The organism is Pseudomonas sp. B2M1-30, from assembly GCF_025447575.1.
Taxonomy (GTDB): domain Bacteria; phylum Pseudomonadota; class Gammaproteobacteria; order Pseudomonadales; family Pseudomonadaceae; genus Aquipseudomonas; species Aquipseudomonas botevensis.
Map to the genome: position 1 here is coordinate 123,123 of NZ_JAOEJT010000002.1, position 24,013 is coordinate 147,135.

Consider the following 24,013-nt stretch of genomic DNA (forward strand, 5'->3'; position numbering starts at 1 on the left):
GAGGTTAGGTGATCGGGCCGGGGATCGAGGAAAAGTTTCAGGGTGGGTGTGCCATCCCCCCACATCCCCTGTGGGAGCGGGCTTGCCCGCGAAGGCGATGGGTCAGCTACATAAAGACCGACTGACAGGACGCCTTCGTGGGCAAGCCCACTCCCACGAGATCACCAAGAGAGGGCTGCCTTAGAACGCATACGGAATACTGATCTTGGCCCAGAGCATTTCACCCTCCGGCCGATTTTCCACATCGAACTCCTTGGCCCAGCGAATCTCCGCGCTGGCGTACTTGAGGAACGTGAAATACAGCGCCGGGCCGATGGCGAACACTTTGCCGCGCACGCCGTCGTTCACGTCTTCGCCGGCAAACTGCACGGTATGGCCGAACTGTTTGTCGTCGGTGGTCTGCTTGAGGAAGTAGCCGTTGACGCCGAGCCGCAGGTCATCGGTGACCCGGTAACTGGCCGAATAATCGAAATGGAAGATCTGCCCCGACTTGTAGTCGGTGTCCTTGTTTTTCTCGTTGAAGCTGTAGGTGGTCTTCATCGACACCTCGGTGCGCTCGGTCGGCAGCCAGGTGAAGGAGAACAGCGGTTTGTAGGTGTAGAAATTGTTGCTGGTGTTGGCCAGGCGATCGACGCTGTATTCGCCGGTAGGCACGGTGACTTCAACCGCTGCGCCGAGGGTCAGGTTCTTGCCCATGTCCCACAGGATGATCGGCGCGAATGTGGTATCACCCATGCCTTCGCGGGTGTCGCTGAGGCCGAATACCGAGACTTCCTGTTTCAGCCACGGCTGGGCGATGTACCCGGCCAGGCGTCCGCCGAGAATCCGGACCGGGCTCAGGTAGTCGATGCGCGGGATGACGGCCGTGGACTCGATCTCGACATTCGGCACCTTGCCGCCCAGCGAGCTGATGTTGAATTTGGTCGCCTTGTAGTGGTTGTAGTAGAGGTTGAACGCGACCATGTTTTCCGGGAGGTTGTCGACGTCCAGGGGCAGGACAAAGAATCCGTCGGTGCCGGTGCCGATATTGTCGACGCCGGCTTCGGTCGCCAGGGCCGGCAAGGTCACGGCGCTGGTGGCGAGCATCAGGGCGAGATGCGCAGGGAATGTCGCGCGGTTCTGGGTCATGTCCGTCCTCATTATTATTGTGATTGGGCGTACCGCCGGGGCACATGGCGCCCGGCACCATAGAAATAAGCCGTTGTCGTACGCCGGGGCAGGGTATTGGCGGACACGTAGGGGGACTTCTGCGGACAGTCCGCCAAGCCTGTGCTAACTTCTTTCGACATAACCGGTTACAAAAATAACAATTCAGCGTGATCCGGGATGTCCACCTCCATGAATATGAAAGTCGTCGACCCCACCTACGAACTGGCGCTGGTGTCGCCGTTCCTCTTGCAGACCCTGGCCGAAGTCGCCGCCAACAAGGGCATCGACCCCGAGAGCCTGTGCCGTGGCCTGGGTTTTACCTGTGAAGACTTGCAGGACCCGGCGCAACGCATTTCTTATCGCCAGGCCGTCGCCATGATCCAGCGCGCGCTCAAGGTCCTGCCCAATCAGGGGCTGGGGCTGTGGGTCGGCGCGCAAAATGTGCTGGGCACGCTTGGGCTGCTGGGGCATGTGCTGTCGCTGTGCAAGAACCTGCGCGACGCGTTTGCCCTGGGGATTCGTCATCAGCACACGTCGGGCGGGATCGTGGTGTCCAGCGTGGAGGTGGTGGGCGAGCAGGTGTACCTCGATGCCGAGTGCCGGCTGCCGTTTGCCGAGATTCAGATGTTTGCGGTGGAGGAATTTTTCGCCAGTTTGCTGGTGTATGGCCGGGCGCTGGTGGGCAATGACTTCAAAGCGATTGCCGTGGAATTCGTGCATGCGGCGCCGGATTACGTCGACGAATACCACCGGCTGCTTGGGCCGCAGGTGCGTTTCGGGTGCCTGCACAATCGCATGTTGATCGATGTGCGCTGGCTGGATGTGAACCTGCCGAACCATCATTCCCTGGCGTTGCGTCAGGCGGTGAAGTTGCTGGAGCTGGAAGCGGCGCAGGTGCATCAGAAGCTGGACCTGATTCAGGCGGTGGAGCGGGCGATTGCCCGGGACCTGAGCCAGGGCAGTCATATCGAGAAGATTGCCGGCGACCTGAACATGAGCAGCCGCACGTTGCGCCGCCGGTTGACCGAGCATGCGCTGACGTTCGAGGCACTGCTGGAACAAGTGCGGCAGGCGCGGACGATGAGTTTGTTGGCGAACCCGGAGATGCCGATCGAGCGGATCACGGAGGAGGTCGGGTACAGCGATGTGCGCAGCTTTCGCCGGGCGTTCAAGCGCTGGACGGGGATGAGCCCGAGTGCGTGGCGGCAAGAGCCTGCGGCCTGATTTTCTGGCGCATCGAATCCCCCACAAACCATCCGCCTACAGGTAAACTCCGCGCCACTTTCTCAAGGAGTTCACATGAGTTACTACCAGCCGGGCATCCTCGCCACCCCCGTTCCCCCGCAAGCACGTCACCTGTTTTTCGCTCTCGAATCGGTTGAAGCGCTGCCGCAGGCGTTCGACAACCTGCTGAATCTGGTGGATGGCAAGTCGGCGGTGGTCGGTTTTGGTGAGTCGCTGGTCAAGGCCCTCAACGTCGAAGTCGACGGCTTGCGCAGCTTCCCGGCGCTGACCGGTGTCGGCGTGGAAAACCCGTCGACCCAGCACGCCCTGTGGGTCTGGCTGCACGGCGTTGACCGTGGCGAGCTGCTCAATCGCAGCACCGCCGTGGAGACCGCACTGGCCCCGGCCTTGCGTCTGGTACAGATGAACGAAACCTTCCGCCACATGAACGGCCACGACCTGACCGGTTACGAAGACGGCACCGAAAACCCTCACGACGAAGCTGCGATTGCCGCTGCGTTGCTGGGCGAGGGCGCCGAAGGTCTGGTGGGCGGCAGCTTCGCCGCGATCCAGCAGTGGCAGCATGACCTCAAGGGGTTCCACGCGTTGTCCGCCGAAGACAAGGACAACATCATGGGCCGCCGCCTGAGCGACAACGAAGAAATCGACGACGCGCCAGTCTCCGCCCACGTCAAACGCACCGCTCAGGAAAGCTTTGCTCCCGAGGCGTTCGTTGTCCGTCGTTCGATGCCATGGATCGAAGGTGACCGTGCCGGCCTGATGTTCCTCGCATTCGGTTTCTCCCTCGACGCTTTCGAAGCGCAATTGCGCCGCATGAGCGGCCTGGAAGATGGCATTACCGACGGTCTGTACCGCATCAGTCGGCCGATCACCGGTGGCTACTACTGGTGCCCGCCGCTGAAGGATGGTCATCTGGATTTGCGCGCGCTGCGCATCGGCTGACGGGTACAGGATAAGGAGCAGGGCATGGACATGGACGTGAACCTGGTGCGCTGGGGCATGATCGGTTGTGGCAGTGTCACAGAACGCAAGAGCGGGCCGGCCTTCTACAAGGCGCCGGGTTCTGCGCTGGTGGCGGTCATGGGCCGCCGTCTCGATGCTGTCAGCGATTACGCCGCGCGCCACGGCATCGCTCGGGTCTATACCGATGTCGATGCGTTGATCAACGACCCGCAGGTGGACGCGGTGTACATCGCCACGCCCCCTGACACTCATCACGCCTACAGCCTGAAAGTCGCCGCCGCCGGCAAGCATTGCTGCGTGGAAAAGCCCATGGCCCTCAACGCCGGGCAGAGCCGCGACATGCAGCGGGTGTTTGCCGACGCCGGGCTGCATTTGTTCGTCTCCTACTATCGCCGCTCGTTACCGCGCTTCCAGCAGGTGCGGCAGTGGCTGGAGGAGGGGCGCATCGGCGAAGTGCGGCACCTGAGCTGGACGCTGACCAAGGCGCCGTCGCCCATGGATCTGGACGGCAGCGCCAACTGGCGCACTGACCCGGCCGTGGCGGGTGGCGGTTATTTCGCTGACCTGGCCAGCCATGGCCTGGACCTGTTTCAGTACCTGCTGGGCGATATCGTCGAAGTCGCGGGGCTCACCGCGCGCCAGGCCGGGTTGTACGCGGCCGAGGATGCGGTCAGTGCCAGTTGGCGTTTCGCTTGCGGGGCGCTGGGCATGGGCTGCTGGAACTTCGTGGCGGATCGGCGCGAGGATCGGGTCGAGATCATCGGCAGCCAGGGACGGCTCGGGTTTTCGGTGTTCGACGAGCATCCCGTGCAACTGCATGCCGAGGAGCACCTCAGTCTGGACATTCCCCACCACGAACATATCCAGTGGCACCACGTCCTGGGCATGAACGCGCACATTCGCGGCACCGCGCAACACCCGGCCACCGCCGCCGAGGCCTTGAAGACCGACTGGCTCATGGACCAGATCCTCAAGCGCTCCTGACGGCATTTCACTGTGGGAGCTGGCTTGCCAGCGATAGCGGTGGAGCGGCGCATCTAAGGTTATGCCCAAACAATATTTCTCAAGCTTGTCATAACGTCTCTAAGATCACGTCATAACTCGTTATAACAAGTGATCCCGTGATGACCGATAACGTTCTCTCCCTCAGCAGCGTCCCGCTGCACACTCAACTGCGCGATGTCCTGCGCGCCCGCATTCTCGATGGGGAATACCCGCAAGACAGCCAGATGCCGTCCGAAAGCGAGCTTGGCGCGTTGTTCAAGGTCAGTCGCATCACCGTGCGCCAGGCTCTGGGCGATCTGCAAAAGGAAGGGCTGATCTTCAAGATCCACGGCAAAGGCACCTTCGTCGCCAAACCCAAGACCTTTCAGAACGTCAGCAGCCTGCAAGGTCTGGCCGAGTCCATGACCGGGCGCGGCTACGAAGTAATCAACCGCCTGCGCAGCTTCAAATTCATCCCTGCCGACAAGCGCGTCGCCGAGCGTCTGCAAGTGGCGGAGGGCGAAGTTGTGGCGCAGATCAAACGCGTACGTTTGATCAACCGCGAGCCGATCTCCCTGGAAATCACCTACCTGCCCAAAGCCATCGGCGAGCGGCTGGAGAAGGCTGACCTCGTGACCCGCGACATCTTCCTGATCCTGGAAAACGACTGCGGCATCGCCCTCGGCCACGCTGATCTGGCGATTGACGCGGTGCTCGCCGACAGCGACCTGACCCAGGCACTGAGCGTCGAGGCCGGCTCGCCGATCATGCGCATCGAGCGTCTGACCCACGACGCCAGCGGCCAGCCTCTGGACTTCGAACACCTTTACTACCGTGGCGATGCGTTCCAGTACCGCCTGCGGATCGACCGGCAAAAAGGGGAGCAGGCATGAGTCGCAACGTTCTTGAACAGGAATACGACATCGTCGTGATCGGTGGCGGCACAGCCGGGCCGATGGCGGCGATCAAGGCCAAGGAAAACAATCGCGACCTGCGGGTGCTGCTGGTCGACAAGGCCAACGTCAAACGCAGCGGCGCGATCAGCATGGGCATGGATGGCCTGAACAACGCGATCATCCCCGGCCACTCAACGCCAGAGCAGTACACCAAGGAAATCACCATCGCCAACGACGGCATCGTCAATCAGGCGGCGGTGTATGCCTATGCGACGCACAGTTTTGAAACCATCGAGCAACTCGACCGCTGGGGCGTGAAGTTCGAGAAGGATGAAACCGGCGATTACGCGGTGAAAAAAGTCCACCACATGGGTGCCTATGTGCTGCCGATGCCGGAAGGGCATGACATCAAGAAAGTCCTCTACCGCCAGTTGAAGCGCGCGCGGGTGAGCATTACCAACCGCCTGGTCTGCACCCGTTTGCTGACTGACGAGGAGGGCGCGGTCAACGGCGTGATGGGCTTCGATTGCCGCACGGCGGATTTCCATGTGATCAAGGCCAAAGCGGTGATCCTCGCGTGCGGCGCCGCCGGACGCCTCGGTTTGCCGTCCTCGGGTTACCTGATGGGCACCTACGAAAACCCGACCAACGCCGGTGACGGTTACGCCATGGCCTATCACGCCGGGGCCGAACTGGCGAACCTCGAGTGCTTCCAGATCAACCCGCTGATCAAGGACTACAACGGCCCGGCCTGCGCCTACGTCACCGGCCCGCTGGGCGGCTACACCGCCAACAACAAGGGTGAGCGCTTCATCGAGTGCGACTACTGGAGCGGGCAGATGATGTGGGAGTTCCATCAGGAACTGGAAAGCGGCAACGGCCCGGTGTTCCTCAAACTCGATCACCTGGCCGAGGAAACCATCCAGAACATCGAGGAAATCCTCCACAGCAACGAGCGCCCGAGTCGCGGTCAGTTCCACGCCAATCGCGGCACCGACTACCGCACGCAGATGGTCGAGATGCACATCTCCGAGATCGGCTTTTGCAGCGGCCATTCGGCGTCCGGGGTGTGGGTCAACGAGCGTGCCGAGACCTCGGTCAAAGGCTTGTACTCGGCCGGCGACATGGCGGCGGTGCCGCACAACTACATGCTCGGCGCATTCACCTACGGCTGGTTTGCCGGGCACAACGCGGCGGACTACGTCGCCGGGCGCGAGTTTTCCGCGCTGGATGCCGGGCAGATTGCCAGGGAGCAGGCGCGGGTCTACGCACCGCTGGACCGCGAACACGGCCTGCCACCGGCCCAGGTCGAGTACAAGCTGCGGCGTTTCGTCAACGACTACCTGCAACCGCCGAAAGTAACGAAGAAGATGCAGATCGGTCTGCAACGCTTCAGCGACATCGAGCGCGATCTGGATGAAATGAAGGCCAACAACGCCCACGAATTGATGCGCGCCATGGAAGTCAGCGTGATCCGCGACTGCGCCGAAATGGCCGCACGGGCCTCGCTGTTCCGTGCCGAAAGTCGCTGGGGCCTGTATCACTATCGGGTCGACCACCCGCAACGCGACGACCGCGAATGGTTCTGCCATTGCCATCTGAAGAAGGGCGATGACGGCCGCATGACCAGTTTCAAGAAAGCCGTCGAGCCTTACATCATCCCGCTCGACGCCGAGGAAATGCAGGCCTACGACCGCTTGCGGGTTGGCGCCTTCGCCGCTTGATACACCGATAAGAGAGAGCCCGAACCATGGCCTATCAAGCCCAGGAAATCTTCTTCCGCTCCAATGCCCCCGTCACCGTGGACGAGGACAAATGCATCGCCGAAAAGGGCTGCACCGTCTGCGTCGACGTTTGCCCGATGGACTTGCTGGCGATCAACCCGGCGACCCAGAAGGCCTACATGGCGTTCGACGAATGCTGGTACTGCATGCCCTGCGAAAAGGACTGCCCGACCGGGGCGGTGAAAGTCGAGATTCCGTATTTGTTGCGCTGAGACACCCTTCTGTCGGAGCGACTTGCCCGTCAAGAGGCCCGCCCAGACACCGCAAGACCGCCATCCGGCCACCCCCGGACGCCTGAAATCGAACACCCCTCGTTTCCCACCGTGCCCTGATCGCGGCGGAGACGAACATCCTATAAATGATTCGAGGGGAAACACTCATGTTGCGTGCAGCAATCGCCGGTCTGGTACTGGCTTCATTCACCTTGTCCGCTTCGGCGCAAACCATCCGCATTGCCATCGGCACCCAGGACACCACGATCAACTGCGCCGCTGGCGGTCTGTTGATTCGCGAGCTGGGCCTGCTCGACAAATACCTGCCCCACGACGGCGCCTACAAGGACGCTAAATATGATGTGCAGTGGAAGAACTTCACCAGCGGCGCGCCGCTGACCAACGAAATGGTCGCCGGCAAGCTCGACTTCGGCGCCATGGCCGACTTCCCCGGTACGTTCAACGGCGTGGCCTTCGAAACCGCCGGCAAGCACAGCCTGTTCATCAGCGTGCTGTCGGGCAGCATCAAGGGCAGCGGCAACGGCATCGTGGTGCCGAGCGCCTCGGGCGTGCAGTCGCTGAGCGAACTCAAGGGCAAGACCATCTCCGTCCCGTTCGCCTCCACCGCCCACGGTATGTTGTTGCGGGCCGTGGCGGAGCAGGGCTGGGACCCGCTCAAGGACGTGAACATCATCGCCCAGCCGCCGGAGGTCGCCGGCTCCGCGTTGCAGGCCGGCAAGATCGACGCCCACGCCGATTTCGTGCCGTTCGCCGAGCTGTTCCCCAGCCGTGGCTTCGCCCGCAAGATCTACGACGGCGCCCAGGCCAACGCCCCGACGTTCCACGGCGCGCTGGTGGATCAGGCGTATGCGAAGAAATACCCGGAAATCGTCGTCGCCTACCTGCGGGCGAGCATCGAGGCCAATCAGTTGCTGGCCGCTGAGCCCGAGAAATACAGCGAACTGATCGCCAAGGTCACCGGCGTCGATGCCGAGGTCAACTACCTGTTTCACGGTCCGCTCGGTGTGCAGACCCGCGACCTGAGCTGGAAACCGGAATATCGCCAGGCGGTCGGCACCGCCATCGATACGCTCAAGCTGTTGAAGAAGGCTGATCGTGGACTCGATCTGAATACCTTCATCGACGACCAGTACATCCGCGCGGCGTTCAAGGCGTCGAATCTGGACTACACGGCGCAACTGGCCAATTACGCGCAAACGCCGTTGAAGTCGGTGGATGCGGCCACCGGGAAAGCGATCACGGACTTCAGCCATGTCGCGGAGATCTGGGTGCGGGGTGAAGACAAGGTGCGTCAGTACGCCTCTGCCGAAAGTGCCTTCACCGCGTTGGCCGGGTTGAAGCAGGAAGGCAAGAACATCCGTGCGGTGTATGCCCAGGCCAGTGACAGCGGGATCAAGTTGCTGGCGGAGCAGGCGTGGTTTGCCAGCGATGCCAAGGGACGCTTGAGCGCGTTTCTGCTCAAAGGCCAGGCCCAGCAATTCGCCTCGGCGCAGGGCGGCAAGGTGTTCGACTTTGCCGATGCCACGACCCAGGCCATCGCCAGCCGCTAAAACCACTAGCCCTCCCGAAACGTCGGACCGCCCGTAGGGAGAGGGGACTGATTTTGGTGTTTGGGCTTAATGCGTCGGTCTGAAATTTCGAGTCGAGCCTGGATTTTGAAGGGCATGAAGATCGGCTCCCTTTCCCCCTCGCCCCCTTGGGGGAGAGGGCTGGGGTGAGGGGGCTGGATCTGCGCCACACCACAGTCTCAAAACTGGAAACCCATCAATGAAAACACCCAAAACCCGCTGGATCTCCAGAGCCGCCTCGCTGCTGCTCTGCCTGCTGTTCTGGCAACTCGCCGCCAGCCAGCACTGGAATCTCGGCTTGGTCACCTTCGCCAACGTGCCGACACCTTTGGCCGTGATCGAAGCCGCCCTCGGTCTCGGCGACTCCGGCAAGCTCGCCCAACACCTGAGCAGCAGCCTCGCCCGGGTCTTCGCCGGCTACCTCGCCGCGCTGCTGCTCGGCATTGCCCTGGGCCTGGCCATCGGCCGTTCGAAATGGGCCGAAGACCTGCTGCTGCCACCGCTCGAAGTGCTGCGCCCGATTCCCGCCGTGGCGTGGATTCCATTGGCGATCCTGATGTTCCCGTCGTCGGAGCTGTCGATGGTGTTCATCACCTTCACCGGCGCGCTGTTCCCGATCCTGCTCAACACCGTACACGGCGTCGAAGGCGTCGATCCACGCCTGATCGCCTCGGCCAAAAGCCTCGGGGCAGGGCGCCGGGCGATTCTGCTGGAGGTGATCCTGCCGGGCGCCGCGCCGAGCATCATCACCGGCCTGGCCATCGGCATGGGCACCTCCTGGTTCTGCCTGGTGACCGCCGAAATGATCTCCGGCCAGTTCGGCATCGGTTACTACACCTGGGAGTCGTACACCATCCAGAACTACCCCGACATCGTGGTCGGCATGTTGCTGATCGGCGTGTTGGGCATGGGCAGCAGTCTGTTGATCAAACGCCTGGGCGGGTTGTTCACGCCTTGGCACCGACCACGAGGAAAAGCCTGATGAGCGCGATGCAAACCCCCGAAGGGCGGATCGACATCCGCCAGTTGTCGATTGTCCTCGGCCAGGGCAAACAAGCCTTCGAAGCGGTACAGGGTCTGGACTGCCAGATCGAACCCGGCCAGTTCGTGTGCATTCTCGGGCCGTCCGGCTGCGGCAAGTCGACCTTGCTCGGTGCGCTGGCCGGGCACCTGCAAGCCCACGCCGGTACGCTGAAAGTCGACGGCGCCGAAGTGCCCGGACCGTCACCGCAGCGCGGCATGGTGTTTCAGCATCACACGCTGTTCCCGTGGCGCACGGTGCGCGACAACGTGGCGTTTGGTCTGAAGATGCGCGGTATCGGCAAGGCTGAGCGTCATCGTGCTGCCGATGAAATCCTCGCACTGGTCGGCCTCGACGGCTTCGGCGAGCGCTGGCCGGATCAACTCTCTGGCGGCATGCAACAACGGGTGGAAATCGCCCGAGTGCTGGTCAACCGGCCACGCCTGCTGCTGATGGACGAACCTTTCGGCGCGCTGGATGCCCTGACCCGGTTGAACATGCAGGAACTGCTGCTGGACATCTGGACGCGAATCCGCACCACCGTGGTGTTCGTCACCCATGACATCGACGAAGCGCTGTTTCTTGCCGACCGCCTGCTAGTGATGAGCGCGCGACCAGGGCGGATCATCGAAGACCTGCGCCTGGATTTCCCCCGTCCCCGCACCACCGAACTGGTCACCAGCGGCGAGTTCTCACGGCTCAAACGCCATTGCCTCGAACTGCTGCGCCACGACAACGACCGGCCGCTGCCGCGCCTCAACCCGCTCGGCCTGCCTCCTGAAAACCCTTTGCCGCGATTTGCCCTATGACCTCATTTTTTGCTGTGACCGATAACCACGACATCCTCGCCCTGCAAGCGCGTCTGACTGCTGACGATGCCGGGGTGCGACGGATTGCGCTGATCGACTTGGCCGACCTCGAAGAGCCGGACGGCTTGCTCTGGCTGGTCGAACGACTGGCGCAGGACCCCGCCGAGGAAGTTCGCGCCGAAGCCGCGCGTTTGCTGGAGGCCTGGGAGGACGAGCCGGTGGTTGAGGCGCTGTGTCAGGCGCTGACCGATCCGTCGCCCGCGGTGCAGGCGGCCGCTGCGCAGAGTCTGAGCCTGCTGAAGACGGAGGCGGCCGGCCGGGTGATTCTGCCGTGGACCGGGCATGCCGAGGTCGGCGTGCGAATCGCTGCGTTCCGCGCCTTGCGTGAGCTGCGCTTCCCCGAGGCCGCGCCGGCCGCCGTCACGGCGCTGAACGATGCCGATGCCAATGTGCGCCGCGAAGCGGTGGGTGTGCTCGGCTGGCTCAAGCAGCTCGACGCTTTGCCAGCGCTGGCGCGACTGGCCGCCGATGACCCGGACACCGAAGTCCGCCGCGCCGCCACTGGCGCCCTTGGCCTGGCTTCCGGCGCCGAAGTGCTGCCGGCCCTGCGCCGCGCCTTGCAGGACAACGCCTGGCAAGTCCGCGAAGAAGCCGCAACTACCCTGGGCAAAGTCGGCCAACCTGACGCCGGCCCGGCGCTGATCGAAGCCCTCGGTGACGATTACTGGCAAGTGCGCCTGCGCGCCACCCGCAGCCTGGGACGCCTGCGTTACGCCGCCGCCCTCGAAGCCTTGATCGACACCCTCGGCCATCGCATCAGCAATCTGCGCAAGGAGGCCGCGCTGGCTCTTGGGGAGCTGAATGATCGCGGCGCGGTGGCAGCCTTGCAGGCGGCACAGGACGATGGCGACCCGGAAGTGCGCAAAGCCGTGCGCATTGCCTTGAGTCAGTTGCAATGAGCCCGCTGGCGATCGGCAATTCCCGGAGCGAACAGCGCCTGCGCCTGACCTGGCCGGACGGCCGCGAATCGTTGCTCGATCACGCCGAACTGCGCCGCCAGTGCCCGTGCTCGCAATGCCGCGCCTTTCGCCTGCGAGGCCTGACGCCGATGGTTGATGAGCGCGTCCGGGTGATCGAGCTCAACCCCCAGGGCTATGGCCTGCAACTGGTGTTCAGCGACGGCCATCAGCGCGGCATTTATCCGTGGGCTTATCTGGCACAGCTCGATTCCTGACCTTTAGTGGGCGTTGGGGGCGCGCGCGTAAGCGATTCTTTGGAGGCAGGCTATTGCGCAGCCGTCATCGCCGGCCGACAACTGTGAAACATATCCAGCGCAGGCTGATACAGCGAAGTCCTCACATCAAACAATCCCAGTACCGAATGAAACAGGTTGTCGTGGCTCAGGTCCGCTTGCCCGCGCTTGCCCTCCAGGCATCCCCGGTCAATGCCCGATTGCGCCAGGGTGCCGTTGCCGAACCACATCACCATCGGCACATGGGTCTGCGCTTCCGGCGCCAGGGCGTATGGCGCGGCATGCAGGTAGAGGCCGTTTTCACCGAGGGATTCGCCATGGTCGGAGACGTAGAGCATCGAGGTGTCGAGGCTGTCCTGATTGTGCTTGAGCAGTTCGATGACCTTCGCCAGGAAGTGGTCGGTGTAGAGGATGGTGTTGTCGTACACGTTGACCAGTTCTTCACGGCTGCAACTGCCTAATTGGTTGGTGTGGCAGATCGGTTGGAAGCGCTCCAGCTCCTTCGGGTAGCGCTCGTAGTATTCCGGGCCGTGACTGCCATCGGCGTGCAGGACGATGATCGCGTTGCCCTTGAGGCTGTCGATGTAGCTCTGCAAATCCGCCAGCAGCGCTTCGTCGAGGCAGTTGTTGCCATCGCAGAACGGCCCCGGCTGGTTCTTCGCGATGTCGCGGTTCGGCACGCGCAGGCAGGTGCCCTTGCAGTCGCTGTTGTTGTCCAGCCACAGCACCTGCACGCCGGCCCGTTGCAGGATGTCGAGCAGGCCTTCGTAGGTTTTGCCTTTCTTGTCGCTGTAGTCCTTGCGGGGGAACATCGAGAACATGCACGGCACCGACACCGCCGTGGAGGTGCCGCAGGCATGCACCTGAGTGAAGTTGAGGATGTCCAGTTTGCTCAGTTCGGGGTTGGTTTCGCGTTCATAGCCGTTGAGCGAGAAATGGTCGGCGCGGGCGGTTTCGCCGACCACGAACACCATCAACGATTTCTTCTCGCGGCCGGCCGCCCTGGCGCTCATCACCGCGTCTTCGCCGATGGCCTGCACCACGAAATGCTTTTTGATCCCCAGGCGTTGCTTGGTGTACTTGCTGATCGCGTAGATGTAGTTGGTCGGGTTGATGAAGTGGGTGAGCTTGTCTTCCTGACGGAAGATCGGCGCGTAGGTCGAATAGAACGCGCCCACCGAAGCACCGATCACCAGCACGCAGGCGGCGACCACCAAAATCTTGTTCAGCAACCCGCGAAAGAACGGGCGGTAGCTCACCGGCCAGCGCCAGATCAACACCGCCGGCAGCACGCCGAGCAACAGCACATAGGCCAGCAGTTTGCCGCTGAACAGGGCGGCGGCTTCGCCCGGATTGGTTTCGAACACGTTCTGAATCATCACCGTGTCGATGGTGATGCCGTATTCGTTCATGAAATACGCGGCGCAGGCCGAGAGCAGGGCGACCAGGGTCAGGGCCGGTTTCAGCGTCCAGCGAAACGACACCAGGGTCAGCAGCAGGGTGATGGCGGCCCACAGGAACAGCCCGAAGGAGGCGAAAAACGCCAGTTTGTGTGCACCTTGCAGGGTAATCAGCGTGCCCAGCGCCTTCCAGGTCGCCAGGTTGTACAGCGCCACCAGTGCCAGGGAAAACAGCAGCACCAGCCGGGTTGGAGTGATGGACGGTAAGCGCGATCCTTTGCCCAAAGCCATTCGAACATTCCTCTACTCAAATTAGAAAACACACGCGGTTGCGCGTGTAACTGTAGAAGAACATTGGTAAAAATTTTGTAAACATCCTGTAACAAACGATTTTCTTGTGGGAGCGGGCTTGCTCGCGAAGGCGGCAGACCCGCCGGTATCCATTTCACTGATCCACCGCATTCGCGGGCGAGCCCGCTCCCACAAAAACACAACAGTGCTTGCCGGTCAGAAGGATTTGCTGACGCTGGCGATCACCGTCGCCGTACACACATCCTTGAATCCCCAGTTGCTCAGGCACTGGGTTTGCGACAGATCGGTGTCGACATAACTCAGACCCAACACCACACCCGCCAGGTTATGTGTCAGTTTCACCTCCCACTCGCGGTAAGCCTCTTCGCCACGACCGGACGCCGAGTACAGGTGCGGATCCTTGAAATCCATGTTGCCGTAACGCAGTTTCAGCGCGGAATCGAGTGGCAGCTCGGTTTCGTAGCTGATGTAGCTGTAAAGCGAACTCTGTTTGCTGTCGGCGCCCGGCGCGTCGCTGGAGTAATACGCCGCCACTTTCACCCCGTAGGCGCCGAGAATCGCGTAGACCTCGCCCTGATTGAACTGACTCTCCTTGGGGTAGGCGTACTTGATGTAGCCCAGATCCAGGCTCAGCGCCTCGGTGGCCTGCCATAGCCAGCCGGCGTAGTAATCGACTTCCTGGCGGGTCTTCAGCCCGCCACCGAAATCGACGTTGGAGGTCCAGGCGCCAAGGTACAGGCCGCTGCTGTGGGCCAGGGTCAGGCCAGCCTGCGCGGCCGGATCGTTCTGGGTTTGCGAGATGCCGCGAGTGCGGTAGTCGCTGGCCAGGGTCAGATCCACCAGGACGGCGAAATCGTCGTTCAGGGGGACGGCGTGGCTGCTCAGGGGCAGCAGACTGAAGAAACCGAGGGCGAGCGAAGGCAAGGCTTTCATGTGAAGTCCCGTTGTTGTGATTGTTATGGGCAGGAAAAAGCGCTGGGGGAGGCAAATGCGGGAGCGGGCAGGCCCACTCCCACACGTTTTGGGTTGCCTGTCCTATCGGCGGCGGGCAGGTCCCAAAAGAAGATCTATGTTGTTTTTGCTTTCAAAGACTTGGCGCGTAAACCTGACGGCCGCCGAACCATGTCTGCAACACCTGGGTGTCGTGCAGGGCCTTGTCATCGACGCTGAACACGTCGCGGTCGAGGACGATGAAGTCAGCCTGCTTGCCGAGGCTCAGCGAGCCGATCTGCTGATCCAGGCCAATGGTGCGCGCGGCGTTGGCGGTGTAGGCGTAGAACATGGTTTCGCGATCCAGACGCTCGTCGGCGTTGAGCACCCCCAGCGGCCCGACGCGCGTGATGGCCTGGGCCATGGCGTTGAACGGGTTGGGCGATGACACCGGCCAGTCACTGGCGCCGGCAATGGTCGCGCCCTGTTTCAACAGCGAATGCGCCGGGTATTGATAGCGAAAGGCGAGGGCGCTGACGTAGGGCTTGATCATGTCCGTGGTGTAGTCGTCGGCACTGGCCCACAGCAGTTGCATCGAAGCAATCACGTTCAGCGGCTTGAAGCGGGCGAACTCTTTCGGGTTGACCATCTGCAAGTGGGTGATCGAGTGAGTCACACCGCTTTGCCGATCCTTGCGCGCCTGGGCGATACCGTTCAGCGATTCGCGTACCGCGCGGTCACCGATGGCATGAATGTGTACCAGCCAGCCGCGCTGGTCGATGGCGCTGACCAGTTCGCCGAAGTGTTGCGGATCGATCAGCAACTCGCCCTGTTTGTGCGAATTGCTGTAGGGATCGATCATCGCCGCACTCTGCGCCGGGTATTCGATCACGCCGTCGGCGAAGATCTTGATGCCCGGCAGCGTCAGGTTGGGAATGCCCTGGAACTGCTGGCGCACCTTGTCCAGCACGTCGAGGTCGGCCGGCACGCTTTTCGGGTTGGCCACCAGCAGGGCGGCGACATGGGCGCTCATGCCGCCGCTTTCGGACAAGGCCTTGTAGGCCGGCAGCACGCCGACGGTTTTCTCGGTGGGTTTGAGGGCGAATACCGGCTCGCCCGGTGCTGCGTTGGCGGCGGGATCCATCCACGCCGTGATGCCGAGGCTGTTGTTGTAGCGCACGGCGGATTGCGCGGCCTTGAGCATGTCGGCGGGGCTTGGCACTGGCATTTTCGAGGCGACCCGATCCCAGCCGGCGTCCACCAGAAAGCCATTCGGTTCACCGTTGGCGAGTTTGCCGATGGTGTCTTTTTCCGCGTCCGGCAGGGTTTTCAGAAGGGCAGCATCAATGCCTGCGCGCTTGAGCATCACGTTGTTGGCCCACGCGGTGTGGTGATCGCTGCCGGTGAACACCACCGGCACATCGGCCCATTCACCGCTGTTGAAGAGCTTGCCCAGCGCTTCGGCCTGCGCCCAGTACGCCGAACTCATGCCGGCCACGCTCAACACATCGCCATGCCGGGCCTTGCCGTCGTCCCGCCAGCCGCGCAGACGCTGTTGCAGTTCATCGAGGTTGACCACCTCGTCTTCCATGTTCGCCGACACCATCTCCAGACCGCCGAAAATCGCGTGGGAGTGGCTGTCGATCAGGCCAGGCATCAGCGCCTTGCCGGCCAGGTCGATGACCTGGGTGCCGGGCTCGATCAAGGCTTTGATCTGGGCGTCGCTGCCGACTTTCAGCACCTTGCCGTTTTCCACGGCCAGGGCCTGAACCTTGGGTTGAGCGCGGTCGGCGGTAAAGATCTTGCCGTTGACCAGCACCAGATCGGCGCCGGCCATGGCTTCCAGAGAGGCAAAACTCACAGCGGCGGCGAGCAGGCTTGGGATGAATCTTTTCATTGAACATTTCCTTGTTATTGCTTTTGATGGCGAGATTAGTGGCTGTCGACGCCTGACAGAACGCCTCACTCACGAAAAACGTTTTTGCCTGAATGGAAAAAGCATGGACAAGTTGGGTGCATTGAAAATGTTCGTGGTCACTGCGCAGCTCGGCAGTTTCAGCCGCGCCGCCGAGCAATTGGGCAAGACCCCATCGGCCCTGACCAAAGCGGTCAATCATCTGGAAGCCGAGCTGGGTGCGCGGTTGTTCGAGCGCAGTACCCGGCGGATTCTGCTCACCGAAATCGGCCGGCTCTATCTGGAAACCGCGCGTCAGGTGTTGCAGCGGCTGGAAGAGGCCAGCGAGGAAATCGAGCAGTTGCAACATGGCCTGCGCGGCAGCCTGAAAATCACCGCGCCGCTGGCTTACGGCCGGGCGTTTCTCGATCAGGTGTGTGACGGCTTTTTGCAGCAATACCCGCAGATCAGCCTGCAGGTGGACCTGTGCGACGAGTTCGTCAATTTGCTGGAAAGTGGTTACGACCTGGCGCTGCGCGAGGGCCATGACGACTTGCCGGGGTTGATTGCACGGGTGGTTGGCAGCAATCGTCTGGCGTTGTGCGGCAGTCCCGAATACCTGGCGCGCAAGGGGCTGGAGGTGACGCCGCAAACCCTCGATCAGCATGAGTGGCTGCTGTACCGGCATCCGCTGCTCAGCCGCGAATTCTGGTGGGTCGAGCGCGACGGTCAGCGCCTGAGCCTGGCGCAACCGACGGCACCGCTGTTGCGCAGCGACAATTACGACTTGTTGCTGGCGAGCGCCCTGGCCGGGCGCGGCCTGCTGCACACGCCTCTATGGAGCGCCGCGCCGTACATCGCGGACGGGCGACTGGTGCGGGTCATGGCCGATTACGACATCGACCCGGACAGCTTCGGCCCGCACATTCTCGCGGTGTACCCCAGCCATCGGCGGGCCACGGCCAAGGTGCTGGCATTCATTGATTACATCGCAGGGTTTCTTGCCGAGCGTGAGTTGAGCTGATCGCTCCTACGCAGAGCGTGGGGAAGATCAAAAACGTTGCAGCATGAGTCGACCTGACTGGCGGTGCTTGTCAGGAAAAAACCGAAAGAGTACAAATGTACTCCATGACCCATTTGACTCCCCGCCGTACCGCCATCCTGACCTTTATCCGCGAACGCATCGCCGAACACGGTCAGCCCCCAAGCCTCGCTGAAATCAGCGAGGCTTTTGGTTTTGCCTCCCGCAGCGTGGCGCGCAAGCATGTGCTGGCGCTGACCGAAGCCGGGTTTATCGAGGTCAATCCGCATCAGGCCCGGGGCATTCGCCTGCTCAACCAGCCACCACGCCCGGAGCTGCTGGAGGTCCCGGTGCTCGGGCGGGTGGCCGCGGGTGCGCCGATCGGTGCCGATGCCGACATTCACAATCGGCTGATGCTCGATCCGGCACTGTTCTCCCGGGTGCCGGACTACATGCTGCGAGTGCAGGGCGATTCGATGATCGAGGACGGCATTCTCGACGGCGATCTGGTCGGCGTGCGACGCAATCCCGAGGCGCTCAACGGCCAGATCGTCGTGGCGCGGCTGGATGGCGAAGTCACCATCAAACGCTTCGAGCGGGTCGGTGATGAGGTGCGCCTGCTGCCGCGCAACCCGGCGTACCAGCCGATTGTCGTGCGGGCCGATCAGGATCTCGCCATCGAAGGCGTGTTCTGTGGTCTGGTGAGGCAAGGCTGATGGGCGCCGTCGTTGCGCTGGATACGCTGTTCAATGGCGGCCAGGTCTGGAAGGGCCGGCCTGCGCCTGCGACCGCCAGCCCACAACCCACCGGGCACCCGGCGCTGGATGCGGCACTGCCCAACGGCGGCTGGCCGGAGGCGGCGTTGAGCGAAATCCTCGTCGCCGGCCCCGGTGTCGGCGAACTGCAACTGGTGTGGCCGACCCTGGCGCGACTGTCGGCGGCGGGTGAGCGCATCGTGCTGGTGGCGCCGCCATTCGTGCCGTACCCGCAGGCCTGGGCGAATGCCGGAGTCGATCTGCGCCAGTTGTCGGTGATCCAGGCCAGTGAACGCGATGCGTTATGGGCCGCGGAACAATGCCTGCGCTCGGGCAGTTGCGGCGCGGTGCTGTGCTGGCCGCACAAGGCCGATGATCGTGCCTTGCGGCGTTTGCAGGTGGCGGCGGAAACCGGCCAGACCCTGGCATTCGCGTGGCGCTCGCTGAACGAAGCGCTCAACCCGTCGCCCGCCGCGCTGCGGATTGCCATTGATGCGCGACCGGCGCAGTTGCGCGTGCTCAAGTGCCGGGGCGGTCTGGCGCGCACGGCGCCGATTGCCTTTGCCGTGGGGCACTGAGCCATGCGCTGGGTGTGCATTCTGTTCCCGCAACTGGCCCTCGACGCCGTGCTGCGCCAACGTCCCGATCCCGAACAACCGCTGGCGCTGCTCAGCGGCCCGGCCCAGCGCCGGGTGCTGCAAGCGGTCAACACCTCGGCGCGAGAGCTGGGCCTGCGTCCCGGTCAGTCGATGACCGCTGCGCAGGCTTTGAGCAAAGGTTTCGCCACCGCCGATTACGATGTGGCCGAGGTCGAGCATTGGCAGCAGTTTCTTGCCGCGTGGGCCTATCGGTTCAGCGCCCAGGTCAGCGTGCATTACCCGCGCACGGTGGTGTTTGAAATCGAATCCAGCCTCGGTCTGTTCGGCTCCTGGGCGCAGTTCGAGGCACGATTGCGCACGGAACTGACCGACTTGGGCTTTCGCCATCGCATCGTCGCCGCGCCAAACCCGGTGGCGGCGCGGGTTCTGGCGAATGCCTACGACGGACTGGTGGTGCCGGACGGCGAAGCCTTGCGTTATCACCTCGGCCAGTTGCCCATCGACCGCGTCGGGTTTGAGGCGGGTGTGGCGACGGCGTTGTCGCGCATGGGCCTGCGCAACCTCAGTCAGGTGCAGGGCCTGCCGCGTCAGGCCCTGGCCCGGCGCTTCGAGGCGCCGATGCTCAAGCACCTCGATACGCTGTTCGGCGCACGTCCGCTGGCGCTGGCGTTCTACCTGCCGCCAGATCGCTTCGATGTGCGGATCGAACTCAACTTCGACGTGCAGTCCCATCAGGCGCTGCTGTTTCCGCTGCGTCGCTTGACCGGCGATCTGGCGGCGTTCCTCTGCGGACGCGACAGCGGCGTGCAGCGTTTCGATCTGCATCTGGAACACGCCGGGTTGCCGGACACGCTGATCAAGGTCGGCCTGCTCAGCGCCGAGCGCGATCCGGCGATGTTGTTCGAGCTGGCCCGGGGGCGACTGGAGCAGGTGCAGGTCGAGGCGCCGGTACGTGGTTTTCGCCTGCGCGCCGAAGACCTGCCGAGTTTTGTGCCGCAGTTTCAGGAACTGTTCGACGACCGTCCGCAACAGACCCTGCCCTGGGAGCAACTGCGCGAACGCCTGCGCGCGCGGCTCGGGGACGACGCGGTGCAGGGGTTGCGCTTCCAGGCCGATCATCGCCCCGAGTGTGCGTGGCAGAGCGCCGATGACAAACAGCGTTGTTCCGCGTTGCCGGGGGTACAGCGTCCGGGATGGCTATTGAACGAGCCGCAAACCGTGGCCGAGGGTTCGGCGCGGATTCTCATGGGACCGGAGCGCATCGAGTCCGGCTGGTGGGACGGTGACGATGTGCGCCGCGACTATTACCTGATCCAGAACCGTGCCGGCCAGCAAGGCTGGGCCTATCGGGCGGTGGGTGAGGGCGGGCCGTTGTGGCTGCAAGGCTGGTTCGCATGAGCGGCGGCTATGCCGAATTGCACTGCCTGTCGAATTTCAGTTTCCAGCGCGGTGCTTCCAGTGCCCTGGAATTGTTCCAGCGCGCCAGACAGCATGGCTATCAGGCGCTGGCGATCACCGATGAATGCACCCTGGCCGGGATTGTCCGCGCCTGGCAAGCGGCCAGGTCCGTGGAGCTGCCGCTGGTCATCGGCAGCGAAGTACGCCTCGATCACGGGCCGAAACTGGTGCTGCTGGTGGAGAGCCTTGAGGGCTATCAGGCGTTGTGCGGGTTGATCACCCGTGCCCGGCGGCGCACGCAGAAAGGCCAATATCAGGTGCTGCGCGAGGATTTCGCCGAGCCGCTGCCGGGGTTGCTGGTGCTGTGGGTGCCAGACGCGGTCGATGACGTCGAAGAGGGCCGCTGGCTGAAACAGACCTTCGGCGAGCGTCTGTGGCTGGCGGTGCAGTTGCATCGCGGGCAGGACGATCAGCGGCGGCTGGCGGCGTTGTTGCAGTTGGCCGGTGAGCTGGAGATCCCGGCGGTGGCCAGCGGCGATGTACACATGCACGCCCGTGGCCGGCGCGCCTTGCAGGACACCATGACCGCGATCCGCCACCACGTCCCGGTGGCCGAGGCCGGGTTGCGTTTGCACCCCAACGGCGAGCGCCATTTGCGCAGCCTCGACGGCTTGCGGGAACTGTATCCGCCGGCCCTGCTGGACGAGTCGGTAAAGCTGGCCCGACGTTGCACCTTCGATCTGGGGCAACTGCGCTATCAATACCCGAAAGAACTGGTACCTGAGGGCTACACCGGCCGTTCCTGGCTACGACACCTGACGAAAAAAGGCCTCGCCTGGCGCTGGGAAAAAGGTGTCCCGGTCAAGGTGTTGAGGCAGATCGGCAAAGAGTTGAAGTTGATTGGCGAACTCGGCTACGAAAGCTACTTCCTCACCGTCCACGATGTCGTGAAATTCGCCCGGGATCAGAAGATCCTTTGTCAGGGCCGTGGTTCGGCGGCCAACTCGGCGGTGTGTTACGCCCTGGGCATCACCGAGATCGACCCGGATCGCACCACATTGCTGTTCGAGCGCTTCATGTCGAAGGAGCGCAACGAGCCACCGGACATCGATGTGGACTTCGAACACGAACGCCGCGAAGAAGTCCTGCAATACGTGTTTCGCCGTTATGGCCGGCACCGCGCGGCATTGACGGCGGTGGTCAGCACTTATCACGCCGCCGGGGCGGTGCGCGATGTGGCGAAGGCGCTGGGCCTGCCGCCGGATCAGGTCAACGCACTGGCCGATTGCTGTGGCCACTGGAGCGACGAGACGCCGCCACTGGAGCGGCTGCGCGAAGGCGGGTTCGACCCGGACAGCCCGGTGCTGCGGCGGGTCTTGAGCCTGACCGGGCAACTGATCGGCTTCCCCCGGCACTTGTCGCAGCACCCCGGTGGTTTCGTGATTTCCGAGCAACCGCTGGACACCTTGGTGCCGGTGGAAAACGCCGCGATGGCCGAACGCACGATCATCCAGTGGGACAAGGACGACCTCGACGCGGTCGGGCTGCTCAAGGTCGATATCCTCGCGCTCGGCATGCTCAGTGCGATTCGCCGCTGTTTCGACCTGTTGAGTCGTCATCGCAACCTTCACCTGAGTCTGGCGACAATCCCGGACAAGGATAAAGCGACCTACGACATGATCAGCCGCGCCGACACCATCGGTGTGTTCCAGATCGAATCCCGGGCGCAGATGTCGATGTTGCCCCGACTGCGGCCACAAAAGTTTTATGACCTGGTGATCGAAGTGGCAATCGTCCGGCCGGGGCCGATCCAGGGCGGGATGGTGCATCCGTACCTGCGGCGCAGAAACGAGGAAGAAGAGACAACCTATCCTTCGCCGGAATTGAAGGTGGTGCTCGAACGTACCCTCGGCGTGCCGCTGTTCCAGGAACAGGTGATGCAGATCGCCATTGTTGCCGCCGGCTATACCCCCGGCGAGGCCGATCAGTTGCGCCGTTCGATGGCCGCCTGGAAACGCCACGGCGGGCTCGAACCCCATAGGGAACGCTTGGCCACCGGCATGCAGGAAAGGGGTTACACCCCGGAATTCGCCGCGCAGATTTTCGAGCAGATCAAAGGCTTCGGCAGTTACGGCTTTCCCGAATCCCATGCTGCCAGTTTTGCCTTGCTGACCTACGCCAGTTGCTGGCTCAAGTGCCATGAACCGGCGGCGTTCGCCTGTGCGCTGATCAACAGTTGGCCGATGGGGTTCTACAGCCCGGACCAGATTCTTCAGGATGCCCGTCGCCATCAGTTGCAGATCCGCCCGGTGGATGTACGCGCCAGTGACTGGGATTGCAGCCTGGAACCGATGGCCGGCGCGCAACCGGCGATCCGCATGGGCCTGCGCATGATCAAGGGCTTTCGCGAGGACGATGCCCGGCGCATCGAAGTGGCGCGCCAGTGCGGAGCGTTTGCCGATGTCGGTGAATTGGCCGAGCGCGCAGGGCTTGATAGCCGGGCACAGGCGTTGCTGGCGGACTCCGGGGCCTTGCGCGGCCTGGCCGGCCATCGTCATCGGGCGCGCTGGGAGGTGGCCGGGGTGCAGAAACAGCTCGGCTTGTTTGCCGGGTTGCCGAGCCAGGAAGAGCCGGAAGTGATACTGCCCAAACCAAGTGTCGGCGAGGATTTGCAGGCCGATTACGCCACCGTTGGCATGACTCTGGGGCCGCATCCGCTGGCGTTGCTGCGCGGCGAGTTGCGGGCGCGGCGTTGTCGCAGTTCCCGGGAGTTGCTGGATGTCGAGCACGGACGCCCGGTGAGCATCGCCGGGCTGGTGACCGGGCGACAACGGCCGGGCACCGCCAGCGGCGTGACCTTCGTCACCCTCGAAGACGAATTCGGCAACGTCAACGTGGTGGTCTGGCGCGATCTGGCCGAGCGCCAGCGCCGGGTGCTGGTCGGCTCGCAATTGCTCAAGGTCGACGGACGCTGGGAGCGGGAGGGCGAGGTGCGGCACCTGATTGCCGGACGCCTGAGTGATCTGAGCCCGCTGCTCGACGGCATCCGCGTGCAGAGCCGCGATTTTCACTGATATCGCCTTGATGTGGGAGCGGGCAAACCTGCTCCCACTGGACATTGGGAGCGCTCAGGCGTCAGCGCTCGGGCCAGAACCGCTCGCCGCCCCCCGGCGCCTCCGTCCATGCCTGCAACGAGCGGGTCGGCAGGTCGAAGTAGTCCCGGGTTCGTGCATAGCCATGCCCGCCCATGCGACCAATCGCATCCAGGCCCAATTGATCGATGTACAGGGTTTTCGGGTCGATCAGTTCGTCGCGTACATGGGCCATCAACACCTCGCCGAAAATGATCTCCCGCGATTGACCGATCGACAGCGCCATCATGCGGCGGCATTCCAGTGCCACTGGCGCTTCGCCGATCCGTGGGCATTTGACCGTGGTGCCGGGGATCGCCGTCAGGCCTGCCGCCGTCAGTTCATCGAAGCCGGGGGCGAACGGCACCGCGCAGACGTTCATCGCCTCCACCAGCGCATCGCTGACGATGTTGACGGTGAATTCCTGGTTCAACTGGATATTGCGCGTGGTGTCCTTGGGGCTCTGGTCTCCGTAGTTTTCCACGCCGAGCGCGAGGATCGGCGGGTCCGCCGACAACGCATTGAAGAAACTGAACGGTGCGGCGTTAACCCGTCCCTCGGCGTCGACCGTGGTCACCAGGGCAATCGGTCGGGGCACCACGCTGCCGATCAGGATCTTGTATTTTTCCCGTGGGTTGAGCTGGCTGAAGTCGAAGCTGTGCATGGCAG

General features: G+C 63.0%; 21 protein-coding genes. 16 read left to right on the forward strand and 5 right to left on the reverse strand.

Translation table 11 applies throughout. The annotated features are described in order from the left end of the window. Positions 1-180: 180 nt before the first annotated feature. Positions 181-1,086, reverse strand: a complete 906-nt coding sequence (locus N8H74_RS04250) for a transporter (protein ID WP_262146698.1) — start codon at positions 1,084-1,086, stop codon at positions 181-183. A gap of 252 nt (positions 1,087-1,338) precedes the next feature. On the opposite strand from N8H74_RS04250, the gene N8H74_RS04255 reads away from it, so the two are divergent. From N8H74_RS04255 to N8H74_RS04305, 11 genes are all read left to right on the forward strand, one after another. Beyond that, a complete protein-coding gene (locus N8H74_RS04255) occupies positions 1,339-2,373 on the forward strand; it encodes an AraC family transcriptional regulator (protein WP_217829711.1) in 1,035 nt (344 codons plus the stop codon). A 75-nt stretch (positions 2,374-2,448) separates the two neighbouring features. Next, entirely contained in the window at positions 2,449-3,336 is an 888-nt protein-coding gene (locus tag N8H74_RS04260) for a Dyp-type peroxidase (protein ID WP_262146363.1), read from the forward strand. A gap of 36 nt (positions 3,337-3,372) precedes the next feature. After that, complete coding sequence (locus tag N8H74_RS04265) at positions 3,373-4,341, forward strand: Gfo/Idh/MocA family oxidoreductase (protein WP_262146699.1); 969 nt, start codon at positions 3,373-3,375, stop codon at positions 4,339-4,341. A 140-nt stretch (positions 4,342-4,481) separates the two neighbouring features. Further along, entirely contained in the window at positions 4,482-5,234 is a 753-nt protein-coding gene (locus N8H74_RS04270) for a GntR family transcriptional regulator (protein WP_262146364.1), read from the forward strand. Further along, complete coding sequence (locus N8H74_RS04275) at positions 5,231-6,961, forward strand: fumarate reductase/succinate dehydrogenase flavoprotein subunit (RefSeq protein ID WP_217829714.1); 1,731 nt, start codon at positions 5,231-5,233, stop codon at positions 6,959-6,961. Before N8H74_RS04270 ends, N8H74_RS04275 begins: the two co-directional genes overlap by 4 nt. Positions 6,962-6,987: 26 nt before the next feature. Next, entirely contained in the window at positions 6,988-7,233 is a 246-nt protein-coding gene (locus N8H74_RS04280) for a ferredoxin family protein (RefSeq protein WP_007959413.1), read from the forward strand. Between the two features lie 146 nt (positions 7,234-7,379). Then, positions 7,380-8,804, forward strand: a complete 1,425-nt coding sequence (locus N8H74_RS04285; protein WP_262146365.1) for an ABC transporter substrate-binding protein — start codon at positions 7,380-7,382, stop codon at positions 8,802-8,804. Between the two features lie 217 nt (positions 8,805-9,021). Beyond that, positions 9,022-9,804, forward strand: a complete 783-nt coding sequence (locus N8H74_RS04290) for an ABC transporter permease (RefSeq protein WP_262146366.1) — start codon at positions 9,022-9,024, stop codon at positions 9,802-9,804. Next, a complete protein-coding gene (locus N8H74_RS04295; protein ID WP_262146367.1) occupies positions 9,804-10,652 on the forward strand; it encodes an ABC transporter ATP-binding protein in 849 nt (282 codons plus the stop codon). Before N8H74_RS04290 ends, N8H74_RS04295 begins: the two co-directional genes overlap by 1 nt. Next, positions 10,649-11,611 (forward strand): HEAT repeat domain-containing protein, encoded by a 963-nt coding sequence (locus N8H74_RS04300; protein ID WP_262146368.1) that lies wholly within the window; start codon positions 10,649-10,651, stop codon positions 11,609-11,611. Before N8H74_RS04295 ends, N8H74_RS04300 begins: the two co-directional genes overlap by 4 nt. Then, positions 11,608-11,886: a DUF971 domain-containing protein gene (locus N8H74_RS04305; protein WP_262146369.1), complete on the forward strand. Its 279-nt coding sequence runs from the start codon at positions 11,608-11,610 to the stop codon at positions 11,884-11,886. Before N8H74_RS04300 ends, N8H74_RS04305 begins: the two co-directional genes overlap by 4 nt. Positions 11,887-11,936: 50 nt before the next feature. On the opposite strand, the gene N8H74_RS04310 is transcribed toward N8H74_RS04305, so the two are convergent. From N8H74_RS04310 to N8H74_RS04320, 3 genes are all read right to left on the reverse strand, one after another. Continuing rightward, positions 11,937-13,589, reverse strand: coding sequence for a phosphoethanolamine--lipid A transferase (locus tag N8H74_RS04310; protein WP_262146700.1), 1,653 nt, complete (start codon positions 13,587-13,589; stop codon positions 11,937-11,939). Positions 13,590-13,811: 222 nt separating this feature from the next. Beyond that, a complete protein-coding gene (locus N8H74_RS04315; RefSeq protein ID WP_262146370.1) occupies positions 13,812-14,549 on the reverse strand; it encodes a TorF family putative porin in 738 nt (245 codons plus the stop codon). A gap of 151 nt (positions 14,550-14,700) precedes the next feature. After that, positions 14,701-16,443 (reverse strand): amidohydrolase, encoded by a 1,743-nt coding sequence (locus N8H74_RS04320; protein ID WP_262146371.1) that lies wholly within the window; start codon positions 16,441-16,443, stop codon positions 14,701-14,703. Between the two features lie 103 nt (positions 16,444-16,546). On the opposite strand from N8H74_RS04320, the gene N8H74_RS04325 reads away from it, so the two are divergent. The 5 genes from N8H74_RS04325 to N8H74_RS04345 all read left to right on the forward strand — a co-directional run bounded on the left by N8H74_RS04325 (position 16,547) and on the right by N8H74_RS04345 (position 23,287). Continuing rightward, entirely contained in the window at positions 16,547-17,464 is a 918-nt protein-coding gene (locus tag N8H74_RS04325; RefSeq protein WP_262146372.1) for a LysR family transcriptional regulator, read from the forward strand. 95 nt (positions 17,465-17,559) lie between these two features. Beyond that, complete coding sequence (gene lexA, locus N8H74_RS04330) at positions 17,560-18,177, forward strand: transcriptional repressor LexA (protein ID WP_262146373.1); 618 nt, start codon at positions 17,560-17,562, stop codon at positions 18,175-18,177. Then, positions 18,177-18,794, forward strand: coding sequence for a translesion DNA synthesis-associated protein ImuA (imuA, locus tag N8H74_RS04335; protein ID WP_262146374.1), 618 nt, complete (start codon positions 18,177-18,179; stop codon positions 18,792-18,794). Before lexA ends, imuA begins: the two co-directional genes overlap by 1 nt. A gap of 3 nt (positions 18,795-18,797) precedes the next feature. Continuing rightward, positions 18,798-20,213, forward strand: a complete 1,416-nt coding sequence (locus N8H74_RS04340) for a DNA polymerase Y family protein (RefSeq protein WP_262146375.1) — start codon at positions 18,798-18,800, stop codon at positions 20,211-20,213. Further along, positions 20,210-23,287, forward strand: a complete 3,078-nt coding sequence (locus N8H74_RS04345) for an error-prone DNA polymerase (protein WP_262146376.1) — start codon at positions 20,210-20,212, stop codon at positions 23,285-23,287. Before N8H74_RS04340 ends, N8H74_RS04345 begins: the two co-directional genes overlap by 4 nt. Positions 23,288-23,348: 61 nt before the next feature. On the opposite strand, the gene N8H74_RS04350 is transcribed toward N8H74_RS04345, so the two are convergent. Further along, the gene (locus N8H74_RS04350) at positions 23,349-24,008 is read right to left on the reverse strand and encodes a flavin reductase family protein (protein ID WP_217829727.1); all 660 of its coding nucleotides are present in this window, start codon (positions 24,006-24,008) and stop codon (positions 23,349-23,351) included. Positions 24,009-24,013 lie beyond the last annotated feature (5 nt).

Coding starts and splice junctions, on each gene's coding strand:
- N8H74_RS04250 (WP_262146698.1), bottom strand. CDS start 1,086: ATGCTCGCCACCAGCGCCGTGACCTTGCCGGCCCTGGCGACCGAAGCC.
- N8H74_RS04255 (WP_217829711.1), top strand. CDS start 1,339: ATGAATATGAAAGTCGTCGACCCCACCTACGAACTGGCGCTGGTGTCG.
- N8H74_RS04260 (WP_262146363.1), top strand. CDS start 2,449: ATGAGTTACTACCAGCCGGGCATCCTCGCCACCCCCGTTCCCCCGCAA.
- N8H74_RS04270 (WP_262146364.1), top strand. CDS start 4,482: ATGACCGATAACGTTCTCTCCCTCAGCAGCGTCCCGCTGCACACTCAA.
- N8H74_RS04275 (WP_217829714.1), top strand. CDS start 5,231: ATGAGTCGCAACGTTCTTGAACAGGAATACGACATCGTCGTGATCGGT.
- N8H74_RS04280 (WP_007959413.1), top strand. CDS start 6,988: ATGGCCTATCAAGCCCAGGAAATCTTCTTCCGCTCCAATGCCCCCGTC.
- N8H74_RS04285 (WP_262146365.1), top strand. CDS start 7,380: ATGATTCGAGGGGAAACACTCATGTTGCGTGCAGCAATCGCCGGTCTG.
- N8H74_RS04290 (WP_262146366.1), top strand. CDS start 9,022: ATGAAAACACCCAAAACCCGCTGGATCTCCAGAGCCGCCTCGCTGCTG.
- N8H74_RS04295 (WP_262146367.1), top strand. CDS start 9,804: ATGAGCGCGATGCAAACCCCCGAAGGGCGGATCGACATCCGCCAGTTG.
- N8H74_RS04300 (WP_262146368.1), top strand. CDS start 10,649: ATGACCTCATTTTTTGCTGTGACCGATAACCACGACATCCTCGCCCTG.
- N8H74_RS04305 (WP_262146369.1), top strand. CDS start 11,608: ATGAGCCCGCTGGCGATCGGCAATTCCCGGAGCGAACAGCGCCTGCGC.
- N8H74_RS04315 (WP_262146370.1), bottom strand. CDS start 14,549: ATGAAAGCCTTGCCTTCGCTCGCCCTCGGTTTCTTCAGTCTGCTGCCC.
- N8H74_RS04320 (WP_262146371.1), bottom strand. CDS start 16,443: ATGAAAAGATTCATCCCAAGCCTGCTCGCCGCCGCTGTGAGTTTTGCC.
- N8H74_RS04325 (WP_262146372.1), top strand. CDS start 16,547: ATGGACAAGTTGGGTGCATTGAAAATGTTCGTGGTCACTGCGCAGCTC.
- lexA (WP_262146373.1), top strand. CDS start 17,560: ATGTACTCCATGACCCATTTGACTCCCCGCCGTACCGCCATCCTGACC.
- imuA (WP_262146374.1), top strand. CDS start 18,177: ATGGGCGCCGTCGTTGCGCTGGATACGCTGTTCAATGGCGGCCAGGTC.
- N8H74_RS04340 (WP_262146375.1), top strand. CDS start 18,798: ATGCGCTGGGTGTGCATTCTGTTCCCGCAACTGGCCCTCGACGCCGTG.
- N8H74_RS04345 (WP_262146376.1), top strand. CDS start 20,210: ATGAGCGGCGGCTATGCCGAATTGCACTGCCTGTCGAATTTCAGTTTC.
- N8H74_RS04350 (WP_217829727.1), bottom strand. CDS start 24,008: ATGCACAGCTTCGACTTCAGCCAGCTCAACCCACGGGAAAAATACAAG.